Genomic DNA, 11617 nt, shown 5'->3' on the forward strand with positions numbered 1-11617 from the left:
TCTCATGAAAATACCCCCTTTACTGGTTGTCCAGTAAAGGGGGTACATATCACTAGGCAGTCCCTTTTTTTATTATCCAAAGATTTCTTCTAATAGTGCATCGTCGATGATGGTACCAACGTAGAAGTCACTGAAGATGCCGTATTTTGCACTGGCTACTTCAAAGCGCATATCGTATACGATTTTTTTGAATTGAATGTCGTCGTTACTGAAGATGGTAATGCCCCATTCCCAGTCGTCTAAGCCGCAGCCACCTGTAGTGAATTCAGATAGAACGTCTAAGTATGTTTTACCAAGTTCGCCATGAGATTTCATCAACGCACCGCGTTCTTGAGGTGGTAGCATGAACCAGTTATCATCGCCTTCACGTTTTTTGCTCATGTTATAGAAGCAAATATATTTATCGCGAGGTACATGAGGGTACAGTTTTTGGTTAACTTCTTCTGTATCGAGTTTAGCCTTAACATAAGCACTTACTTCTGTTACAGATGTATAGGAATATGTTTGAACTAGTACGCTTGCAATAGCAAGGCGGCGGAACTTGCGTTCTACTTGTGCCAAGTATTCAAGGGATGGGCCAAGGATCCATAGGATTAAATCCCCTTTTGCGCCATTGCAATCATAGAATGCATAGCTACCTTCTTTAGCTTGATGTTTAGCTTCAAGATCCGCTAAAAATGCTTTTAATTCATTGCGCGCTTCTGCTTTCTCTTCAGCTGTAAAGCAGTTCCATGCGCTGAAATCCATGGCAAATACCATGTGTTGGCTATGCCAACCTTCTACTGTAGGGATTGCTTTCCCCATTATGATCACTCCTATCTATGGTGATTATATTAAAATGATATATTTCTATTACTATAAGAATCGAAAAGACTCCATATACTATTATAGCACATGGAGTCTTTTCTTATAATTATTTACTAATATTAGTTTTCATTACTGCCTACAATAGACTGTACTAATTCTTTTGCCTGTTTCACACCATCAGGGATACCGATGCCATCAAATGGCGTACCAATAAGGTGTAAGTTTGGATAATTCTCAGCTACATGTTTACGTACGGCTGTAATACCTGCGCGATGGCCCACATTATATTGCGGCATACAGTGAATGAGACGGTTAATGCGAACCCATTCAGGTTGTGCGGAAAAATTCATAATGCGTTGTATTTCTTTTACCGCTAATTCTGAAAGTTCCTCATCATTGAGATGTTCTACTACATCATTGCCAGGTTTACCGATAAAGACGCGCAATACAATCTTATCGTCAGGCGTTGTTTGTGGCCACTTTTGATTAAGGATAGTACATGCCGTAAGAGGCGTATCTGTATTGCGTGTAATCAACAGACCAGAGCCTTTTAATTCACCATCAAAGGTTCTTTTATCAAAGGCCATAATAGCAATAGCGCAACTAGATTGCTCCATGGAGCGCAAGAAGTCAAAGCCGGCGTCATCCTTAAACCATTGCGAATACGTCGCAGGTGGAGTAGAGATAATCACATGATCCGCTATAGCAGGAGCTTTATCGAGAAGAACCTCTGTAGCTGAATCTGTAGTAGATTGACAGCCACAAGCATTGTTTACAGAATTCACCACATCTATAGCATACATACCTTCAACATATCGAATATTAGATACTAGTGTCCCCGTATGTAACTGTACATTGCTAGGCATAGCCTCAACGATGGCTGTTATAACGCTTTCAAGGCCACCTGTCAATTGACGGAACATGCCAGATTGAGCAGCAGTGCCCTTGCGACTCGCTATATCCGCATGGGCCTTAGTGGACTTCGCTTCATGACTTTCAAATTGACGGTCTGTCATAGTTCCTTTACCAGCACGCGGTACGTCACCTTCAGCAACAGCACCTTTAGCCGCTTTTGTAACCCCCGCTTTGGAGTGGCCCATCTTAGCAGCCATCATACCTTTTACCATATTCCCATATTTTTGTTCTACTTGAATAAAATGAGGGAACGTAGACAATAGACTGATTTTATAGATATCGCCACCATAGATACCAGCTAATAGTGGTTCGATGAGCTTATCCATCATTTCTTGTCCCAAATGGTATTTAAAGAAATGACCAATGGATACGTCACCATTTTTATCGAGCTGATAAGGCTTTTTAAAGTAATCTAGGCCAGCACGCAGTTTCCCAGGCCATGAAATGAGCGTCGCTTTCACAAAAGGCATCATTTCCGTTGGAATCCCCATGATAGAGCCACCTGGAATAGGATGAATTGAACCCTTATCATACACAAAGGCCTGCCCTGTTTCATTTGATACAAGGGTATCGCCTAATCCAAGATCATAGATTAGGTCCGTCATTTCCGTTTTACGACCTAAATACGAGTCGGGGCCTAGTTCTACTACGAAATCATCAACTCGTTGTGTTTGTATTTTCCCACCAAATCGTGGTGCTTGTTCGTAAAGAGTGATATTCCAGTCCGGCTTCGCATGACCTAAATAATAAGCCGCTGTCAATCCTGTTAGGCCACCGCCCACAATTGTTACATTCACGAATGAATCCTTTCTAATATTGCACTCGCCATAGCTTGTAAGAATGTTTCATTACAATTCGGCATCTGTGCACGCATATATACAGCGCCGCCCGCATCAACGAGTTCTTTACACTCCACATCATTATCGTACAACACCTCTACATGATTGCTGACAAAGCCAAATGGTACAAAGGCGATATGTATCGCACCATTACGTAGAGCTTGATTGATGGCCTCTTCTACGGTAGGACCTAACCATTGACCATGTGGTGCCGCACTCTGCCAAGCCACAGACCAATTAGATAAACCACAACGTTCTGCGATTTCTCGGGCACTTTCCTCTAAGGCTAACGCATAAGAGTCACCGTTGTGGCTATTAATAAGCGGTATACTATGAGCACTAAAAATAACAAATACATCCTTAGTATCATCGATACAATCCGAAACGGCGTTTACCCAATATTCCATAAATGATGGTTGATCCCACCAGGAGCGAATAACATCAAAGGTTACCCCTTGATGGTCACCAATGGCAGCTTGTACTTGCTTCTCATAGGCCCCTGTACCAAGAGACGTAAAGAATGGAGCCGTTACGATAGCAACGATGTGTTCTACACCTTGTTGGACCAAAGCATCTACCGCATCAGCAATCGAAGGTTTCATATGAAGATAACCAATAGCTGATGGCATTGATGGTAACAATGTAATCAATGTTTCATATTGACGCTCTGCCATTGTTTGTAATTCTATATTAGACCATTGTCCAATTGCATCATAGCGACGTGTAAGATTAACCACTTCCGCCTCTGTAGGCACACGACCATGACGAATGCTCGTCATATATGGCACTAAATCATCCTTACTTGAAGGGCTACCATAGGATAAAAATAATAATCCTTTTTTCTCAATGTTCACTAGATTACCCCTCTTGAGCCCATAGTTCACGACTACGTTCATGTACATAGTCTGTGAGCCAATGAAGCTTTTTAGGATCCGCTTCTGGGAATACGCCATGACCTAAGTTAAAGATATGGCGACCGTAACGAACACCGTCAAGTAAAATACGATCTACTTCATGAGCTAATGTTTTTTCATCGGCGAATAGATACGCTGGATCTAGATTACCTTGTACCGTTTGTGTTACACCTCGTTCATTAGCCATAACGATGGAGCTACGCCAATCAAGAGCGATTACATCCAATGGTAAATGAGACCAAATAGATACAAGATGATCGGTACCAACACCATTCATGGCCATAGGCAAATGAGGGTATCGTTCTTTTACAGTCTTAATAATACGTTCCATATGAGGATAAATACCTTGTTTGTATTGATCCGCATTCACAGCACCTACCCAAGAGTCGAAGATTTGTAGTGCATTCGCACCCGCTTCAGCTTGCATAGACAAGTACTCAATAGACATATCCGCTAACTTTGTCATCAATGCATTCCACACATCAGGAGCACCGATGAGCATGCCACGAGTTTTATTGTAATTCTTTGTCGGGCCCCCTTCGATGAGGTATGACGCAATCGTAAATGGTGCGCCACAGAACCCGATAAGCGGAACGTCGAGCATACCAGATGTTAACAGTGTAATTGTTTTTCCAATATAGTCTACCTTTGTAGGATCAAAGGTATCTAATTTATCTACATCAGCCATGGAGCGAATCGGTGTATTAAACACAGGGCCTACACCAGCCTTGAGTTCTACCTTTACATTCATGCCGACCATAGGACTCATAATATCCTTGTAAAGAATCGCCGCATCCACGCCGTATTCTTTTACAGGCAATTCCGTAACGCGAGCGCATAACTCAGGCTCTTTTGTAATCTCAAAGAGCGTATATTTTTCCTTAATTTTGCGATATTCCGCTTGGCTACGACCAGCTTGGCGCATATACCATACAGGTGTTACACCAGGGTTCTTCCCTTGGATCATATCTAAATATGCTGTATTCAAGTACTCAACCCCTTTCTTTCTAATTTATACTAACACACTATGATAACTAAAACAGTTACTTTAGTTACATCACATATATCATCACTATGAATATTCCCTGTGAAAGCTAAACACCTTCACAGGGGTTCAATTTAGTTGCGACTTAATCTGTAGCAATCAATGTTTAATTGCGACTCAATTTGTGGCAATCAATGCCTGTAATAGATTGAGCCATATCAAATACAGAACGTTGACATGTAAATAACCAGATTTGTTGGTTCTTTCCGACTTCAGCTAATAATTCTAATGCACTGCGCTGACGGTTTTCATCAAAGCGTACGAGAATATCATCTAATATGATTGGCAAGGATTCGACTTGGTAAGAGAATACCTTAGCTAATGCTAGGCGCAATGCCAAGTATACTTGGTCAGCCAAGCCGCTAGACCAGTACTTCAGCTCTAATCGCTCTCCATTGCCATTAACCAAGGCTACCCCTTCATTGATACCAAGAACATCAAAGGTATACATACCACTAGTTAACCGTTCTATATAAGAAGATGCAAGTTCTAACATATGAGGCTGCTTTTCTTGCTCATATGATTGTTGAGCCTTATCCATGCAGTGGCTCATCAATACTTGTGTAGCCCAATCTTCGAGAGCAGATTCCAGTTCATTTTGTAATGCTTCACGTTCTTGAAGCATTTGGTGTTGCTCTTGGTCAGAACCTAGGGCACGCATAGACTCTACAATTTGACCACGGCGCTCATATAAGATTGCCAACTTGTCTTCAATGGATGCTATTTCTCGTTCAGAATGAGCTAATTCATCAAGCCAATTATCCTTATTGCCTTCACGCAAGCGGCGATAGAATAAATCTCTATTCTCCGCATCAGGCGCTAATAGATCTAATTGAACCTGACTTTGTTTGTAAATGGTTTGCCATTGCTTGTATTGATCTTCATCAATAAGATGTTGACGATACTCGTTGGAGCTTTCCATACCAGCCTTGTGCAAGAGCTCTTGTTGACGAAGTAGCAATTCTTTTTCTTTGCGGTGCCAATTATCGTACTCATTGCGGAAGCTTTTACGTTGTGCTTCCTTTTGCTCCCATACAATTTTATTTTGTTGGAAGTTTTTGTATTGGTTATAAATACGTTTTAACTCTGTTGGAGATACTGGTGCTTCAACACCAAGGTTATACCACAAGGTCATCGCTTGGTCTTCAATAACGCGCAACCCTTCTTTATGCTCAGCTAATCGCTTTTCATAGCCTTCAATAGTGCGTAATTGTTCATGGTATTGATCATACTCTTGTTTAAGACCAAAGAAATCATCTTCGTTAAGACTCTTCGCCGCACCTTGTGGCAACCAATTTTGCCAAGCTGCAAGAGCTTCATCATAAATAGCTTGTAATGTATGGCCTTCTTGAATCCAACGGTCAAGATGTGCCGCCCCTTCTATGGATGGAATTGGGCTCACCACAGGTGTTGCGGCTTTAACCAACGCCTCTAGCTGATGTTCTACATCAGATTTACGAGAGGACAAGATTTGTAACTCATAGTTCAGTTTAGATACATCAGAATTACCATTATGGCGTTTCCATGTTGCATACCAGAACAATGCCATCGATAGGATTAACAATATAAAGCCACCGATTGTATATAGGACGGACTCTAATACTAAGAGGCCCGCTAATACAAGTAGTACACCAATAACGGCTGCTACACCGCTAATGCGTTGTAACCATTTTGGCAAATGACTCGGTTGTGCATCTGGACCATAGCTATCTCGTTTTTCCGTAACTCGATCTATATCCATCAAGATAAGCTCTAGTTCACGTTCAAGATGTTCTTTTTTTGCCAAGTCTTCTTCACTGTAATTTGGCAAGGATGCCCCGTCAAGGTTAGCTGCTGGCAAATCATCAGATGCCTCAGCAGGTTTACGATCTTGCCAATGCAATAATTGGTCTTTAGCAGTACGCAAGCGACTTGCTAAGCGCTCACCTTCAAACCAATTCACATCATCGGCCATCGGTTCATCATCACGCCATGCTGAATGCATAGAACGAGAAAATTCTAATTGTTCCCGTACCTTAAAGATGTACGCATCCCCTTCTTCACATTCACGGCGCAATTGTTCCCATTTAGCCCCTTGTTGAATGAGGTCTTCAATATCTTGACCATACGTACCAAACGGACTATCAGGACTAAAGTTAGCCGGCATTAAGGCCGCTTCTTTTTCCTGCCACAGCTGCATGTTGTCTCTAGCGCGTTTGATTTCCTCGTCGATGCGAAGGAACTCATCACGGCTCAAAGCAAGCTCGCTATTATACTGCTGCATGTGCATACGCGCTTCTTCGCTACGGCGATACGTATCCCACGCGCGCAATACCACATCTATACCATCGCGGTATTCCTTCCACTCTTGCAACTGACCTTGCAATTCTGCTTCAGTCTGCTCCGTACTGTGAAAGGCTTTTTGCAGTTCTACATATTGCGCTTCATGCTCGGCTAAATGGCTTAACTTTTGGCGATTTTCCTTAAGCTCATCCATCAACACGTTGATGCGGCGTTTACCATTGGAGGATGCTACCAATAAATCAGTAGCTCCTTTTTCAACGTCTTTTACAACAGACCCTAAATGTTCCCCACCTTCAGCGCCGAAGAAGCGAGACCGAACCTCTACCTCTTGCAACACATCGAGGCCTTGTAAATCATCAAGGGTCAATGCAAAAATTCGATTATATGTTTTTTTATCAATACCATGCCACCAGTGTTGAGCTGGCTCCTCATGAATGGCTGGATTTCCAGGACTGTAAAAGTCTAGTTGTTTACCCTTACGACCGATGTAGTAGCTTTCACCATTACGATCCACATCGAGAGCACCGGTCATAGGACCATAAGCCTTATGCGTGCCGCCGAATAAGAGCGTGCGCATCCCTTCAAGAAGAGATGTTTTACCACTTTCATTAGGACCATACATGAGCTGAACCCCATGTTCACCGGTAGTGAAAGACCAGTCGCGATACGGGCCAAATTCATCAAATCGTATGCGTTTAATGTTCATCGTTAGCCCCCATCAATACAGTAACACCTTCAATTTCACAGCGCTTCAAGGCGCGAAGCAATAATTCATCACTCAACAAATCGGCATATACACCTAAGCGTTTAAACTCAGGACGTTCTGCCAAAATTTGACGTGCCGTCTGTACCGCATTGCCGTCAACCATATCGTCATAGGCACGCAAATAATCACCTACCACATCAGATAACAATCTACGCTCTGCTAAATTAACGGTAGGTCGTGTTGTGGAAATAATGCGATACGGCATAACGAATATAGATTTACTCTTCTCTTCGCTTTGAGACTCTTGCAACCATAATTTACGCACCCCTTCTTGTGTACATAAACGGTGCAATGGTCCTGTTCCTACAAGAACAATAGAAAGCAAGATGTTCTTCTTATACTGTTTACGCAAATTCTCTTTTTTATGGCGTAAAATTTCTAAGAATTCTGCTTCAGTTTTCATGCCTGCAATATCAATTTTGATTTCTTCAAAATGGATAGCACTGGTTTCAATAAATCGAGGTTCACAATGACCATTATGGGATACAGAAACAAGATAGCACCCCTTCGGACCTAGTTCCTTGCGGTGTAAACCTTGCGGATTACCTGCGTATACAACGAGAGGTTCCTCACTGAGCACTTGGGATTTATGAATGTGTCCTAACGCCCAATAGTCCATAGCTGCTTCTGCTAGATCTGTTAAACTACATGGACCAGTTACATTATGATTTTCAGAGCCCGCACTAGAGCCAACTGTACCATGCATAACAGCAAGAGAAAACTCATCACGTTCAAAGGCGCGGTATTGACGCGCATAATTGTCGCTTTCATTACCATGACCACAACTAATACCGTAAACGCCACCAATTTCAATATTGTTAACAATTAATGGAAAACGTTGTACTTGTTCGCTAGAGAATACATGTACATTGTCAGGCATCTGCAATTGAGCCTTCCAGCTTTCAGCCGGGTCATGATTACCTTGCACCATATAAACTGCAATGCGATGCTCTGCCAAGCGATACATGGCACGTACAAAGCGCACTTGAGCCTCTAAATTGTGATCTTCGCTATTATAAATATCACCAGCTATGACAACAGCATGAACATGCTCATCAATAGCAGTGTCAATAATTGTATCAAAGGCTACATAGGTAGCTTCGCTGACGGCGCGATCAACGGCGCGGCTAATACCTGTAGCGTATTGGAAGGGTGCCCCTAAATGCAGGTCACCACAGTGTATAAATCGAAATGGCTGCATCTATATCCACTCCTTATATTAGTACTTTTATTATAGTTATATATAGTAATTACAATACTCTATTATACTACAAAACCCTAAAGATTACTTAAAAATAACTATCAATTAAAACCTTAACATAGATTTAACACCTTACTATAGATAGTAAAATATAGCCTCTAAAATTAGTTGTAAGTCATATAATTCCCCTGTATTAAAAGCGCTCTAAAAACTACATAAATATTTTTGTTAACCCAAAAATACATTAAGTTGACAATTTATGCACTAACGTTTACAATCAAATTGTCAATATTTTATATTTTTATTAAGTTAACAATTAGGAGGCTATTATGGCTTTGCCTACAGATCAACAACCATCCCAGGTGGGAACATACGAAAAAATCCTTACCATAGCAAATCGTATTATGCATGGTGGTGAAATTACAAAAGAAGAAGCAATTGAGTTAATTCATACATCTGATGATGATACGATGATTCTACTCGCTATGGCAGATAAAATTCGTCAACATTTCAATGACAACTCCGTAGATGTATGCGCCATTGTAAATGCACGATCTGGCAAATGTCCTGAAAACTGTAAATTCTGTGCTCAATCTGCACATCACGAAACAGGCGTTCAAGTATATCCGTTCATGGATGATGAAAGCATCCTCGATGCGGCTCGCAAAGCTAAAGAGGCAGGCGCTATTCGCTTCTCCATCGTAACAAGTGGTCGTAATACTAATAACCCAAACGAATTCGATCAAATCATTCGCGTATTAGGCCGCATTAAAGATGAAGTAGGCCTCGAAATTTGCTGTTCTCTTGGTTTGTTAACTTATGAACAAGCTCTCAAATTGAAAGAAGTAGGTGTAACTCGATACCACTCCAATATCGAAACAGCACCTAGTCACTTCCCAGATATTTGTACAACCCATTCCTACGAAGATAAAATGTCTACCATCGACAACGCTCAAAAAGCAGGCATTCGCGTTTGCTCCGGCGGCATCCTTGGTCTCAACGAGACATTAGAACAACGCGTAGAAATGGCATTTGAGCTTAAACGCTTACATATTGACTCTGTACCACTTAACATTTTGAATCCTGTTAAAGGTACGCCATTTGAAAGCAATAAAGCATTACGTCCATTAGATATTTTACGTACCTTCGCTGTATTCCGTTTCATCTTGCCAAATGCATTGATTCGTACAGCTGGCGGTCGTGAAGTAAATCTTCGTGACTTACAAGCCTATGCTTTAAAAGGTGGCCTTAACGGTATCATGGTTGGTGGCTACTTAACAACTGGCGGTCGTTCTCCACAAGACGATCTCCAAATGATTCAAGACTTGGAATTAAACCGCAACTCTGCTCAAGTTTAAATTTCCGTATATACCATTCTCCTTTGAGGATGTTGTATATAAAAAATATTCCTAAGATTTATAAATTTTTTACACATATAAAAAGAACCATCTAGTTTGCTGTGCTAGATGGTTCTTTTATTGCCATAATAAATTATAAATGGCTTGACCATTTGTATTGCCTTCAATAGGTTCAGGATTTTCATTGAACTCTACATTTTCATAGGGTGTACCGTCTGCCATGTATGCATCTACCTTTAATGTTTCCATGGTACGGTTATATCTACTTATATACACTTTATATCGCAATTCGTCGCCACCCAGTTCATTGACCCGCAGCCACAAAAGCGCATCATAATCACTTTTTTGAACACTGTCGTTGTCAATAAATAATTGGTTTCCTGATGCATCTGGTCCAACATAGTACCAGTCCGTTGCGTTAGCAGTCCCCCCTATACTGAGTAGCCACAAAAGGGACAATATGGTAAATATTTTCCTCATATGACTGCTCCTCTCATGCTATAGAGCTGTATACTTTATAAAACTCTAATAGCCATTAAACCTTTATAAAATATACAACTTCTCCTTTATATATAATACCAAAATTACCCCGTATTTATCAACAATAATTAAACTTAATTATTATCTTTTTTAGAATTTCAAGAAATTAAAAGAAATTTCTTAAAAAACTTCATTTTTGACTCATTTATTGTTCTTATAATGACAATGTCAAATGATAAATAGAGGTAACAATTCCCTGGTTACCATACGTGTATTTATCTCCCGACAAGTATTACTAACCCCAAACCTACTACTTGTTTAAATACATGGTTCATTTGATATTAATACTAACACTCCCCTTACATGAAAAAAGGACTCCAGTTGGAGTCCTTTTTTCGTTGTCAAAAATATTCCTATATTCAACACCTGCATATAGTTTCTAATTTTATTTACTATGTCCCATTTCATAATCCATAGAATATTAATATTACTAGTATAAATCAGCTTTCAAATACAATAGAAAAGAGTAATTTTAAATCAACAAAAAGAAAACCCTCAAAGGCTTAACTACATTAGCAATTAAGCCTTTGAGGGTATTATTATGTACAAAATGTACTATTCAATTCGACTGTCGTTTATTTTACTTCAGCCCAGCCTAAAGCAGCACGTTTAGCATCGATATCAGCTAAGATTTTTTCAGCTACTTTAGCAGGATCTGTATTTACATACATAACAGAGCCTAAGATGTCTTTAGTGTCTTCTTTAAGCCATTTTGTAACAGCATCAGAGCCTTGTGTAGGTGGCTCAACGCAGTGGTAAGAGTTGATACCCATCAAGCGGAAGCCAAGGGATGCATCAATACCTTTTTCGTTGGACCATTCAGGGCTAGACATTGCAAATGGCATTTGTGGCAAGTTAAGACCTAATTCACCAGCAATACCAGCGAAAATACCAGAGGAACGTGCATTATCTACACATTCGCCAACATGCCATACTGGTGGTTGATCGT

The 11617-nt window shown here is 40.7% G+C and carries 8 protein-coding genes and 1 pseudogene; 1 reads left to right on the forward strand and 8 read right to left on the reverse strand.

The features are described from left to right. Positions 1-72 precede the first annotated feature (72 nt). The 6 genes from hemQ to QZ055_RS05100 all read right to left on the reverse strand — a co-directional run bounded on the left by hemQ (position 73) and on the right by QZ055_RS05100 (position 8770). Positions 73-804 carry a hydrogen peroxide-dependent heme synthase gene (gene hemQ / locus QZ055_RS05075; RefSeq protein WP_119206270.1) on the reverse strand — a complete coding sequence of 244 codons (732 nt, stop codon included), beginning with the start codon at positions 802-804 and terminating at the stop codon, positions 73-75. 122 nt (positions 805-926) lie between these two features. Beyond that, positions 927-2519, reverse strand: coding sequence for a protoporphyrinogen oxidase (hemG, locus tag QZ055_RS05080; RefSeq protein ID WP_295825073.1), 1593 nt, complete (start codon positions 2517-2519; stop codon positions 927-929). Next, complete coding sequence (gene hemH / locus QZ055_RS05085) at positions 2516-3415, reverse strand: ferrochelatase (protein ID WP_295825076.1); 900 nt, start codon at positions 3413-3415, stop codon at positions 2516-2518. The genes hemG and hemH overlap by 4 nt, the downstream gene beginning before the upstream one ends. 4 nt (positions 3416-3419) lie before the next feature. Further along, positions 3420-4463: a uroporphyrinogen decarboxylase gene (gene hemE, locus QZ055_RS05090; RefSeq protein ID WP_129823598.1), complete on the reverse strand. Its 1044-nt coding sequence runs from the start codon at positions 4461-4463 to the stop codon at positions 3420-3422. Positions 4464-4626: 163 nt separating this feature from the next. Then, positions 4627-7509: an AAA family ATPase gene (locus QZ055_RS05095; protein WP_295825078.1), complete on the reverse strand. Its 2883-nt coding sequence runs from the start codon at positions 7507-7509 to the stop codon at positions 4627-4629. Continuing rightward, complete coding sequence (locus tag QZ055_RS05100; RefSeq protein ID WP_295825080.1) at positions 7499-8770, reverse strand: exonuclease SbcCD subunit D; 1272 nt, start codon at positions 8768-8770, stop codon at positions 7499-7501. The genes QZ055_RS05095 and QZ055_RS05100 overlap by 11 nt, the downstream gene beginning before the upstream one ends. A 329-nt stretch (positions 8771-9099) precedes the next feature. Here QZ055_RS05100 and bioB point away from each other — a divergent pair, with 329 nt between their 5' ends. Beyond that, the gene (bioB, locus tag QZ055_RS05105; protein WP_295782137.1) at positions 9100-10128 is read left to right on the forward strand and encodes a biotin synthase BioB; all 1029 of its coding nucleotides are present in this window, start codon (positions 9100-9102) and stop codon (positions 10126-10128) included. A 117-nt stretch (positions 10129-10245) separates the two neighbouring features. Here the strand turns inward: bioB and QZ055_RS05110 are convergent, their stop codons facing one another. Both QZ055_RS05110 and QZ055_RS05115 read right to left on the reverse strand, forming a co-directional pair. Further along, positions 10246-10608 carry a hypothetical protein gene (locus tag QZ055_RS05110; RefSeq protein WP_105090068.1) on the reverse strand — a complete coding sequence of 121 codons (363 nt, stop codon included), beginning with the start codon at positions 10606-10608 and terminating at the stop codon, positions 10246-10248. A 635-nt stretch (positions 10609-11243) separates the two neighbouring features. Then, a pseudogene (locus QZ055_RS05115) lies at positions 11244-11617 on the reverse strand (carbon monoxide dehydrogenase); the annotation flags it as partial.

It is taken from the genome of uncultured Veillonella sp. (assembly GCF_905209685.1).
Lineage (GTDB): Bacteria > Bacillota > Negativicutes > Veillonellales > Veillonellaceae > Veillonella.

What these genes read in the sequence shown, in the direction of transcription:
- QZ055_RS05095 (WP_295825078.1), bottom strand. Translation starts at nt 7,509, where the DNA reads ATGAACATTAAACGCATACGATTTGATGAATTTGGCCCGTATCGCGAC.
- hemQ (WP_119206270.1), bottom strand. Translation starts at nt 804, where the DNA reads ATGGGGAAAGCAATCCCTACAGTAGAAGGTTGGCATAGCCAACACATG.
- bioB (WP_295782137.1), top strand. Translation starts at nt 9,100, where the DNA reads ATGGCTTTGCCTACAGATCAACAACCATCCCAGGTGGGAACATACGAA.
- QZ055_RS05110 (WP_105090068.1), bottom strand. Translation starts at nt 10,608, where the DNA reads ATGAGGAAAATATTTACCATATTGTCCCTTTTGTGGCTACTCAGTATA.
- QZ055_RS05100 (WP_295825080.1), bottom strand. Translation starts at nt 8,770, where the DNA reads ATGCAGCCATTTCGATTTATACACTGTGGTGACCTGCATTTAGGGGCA.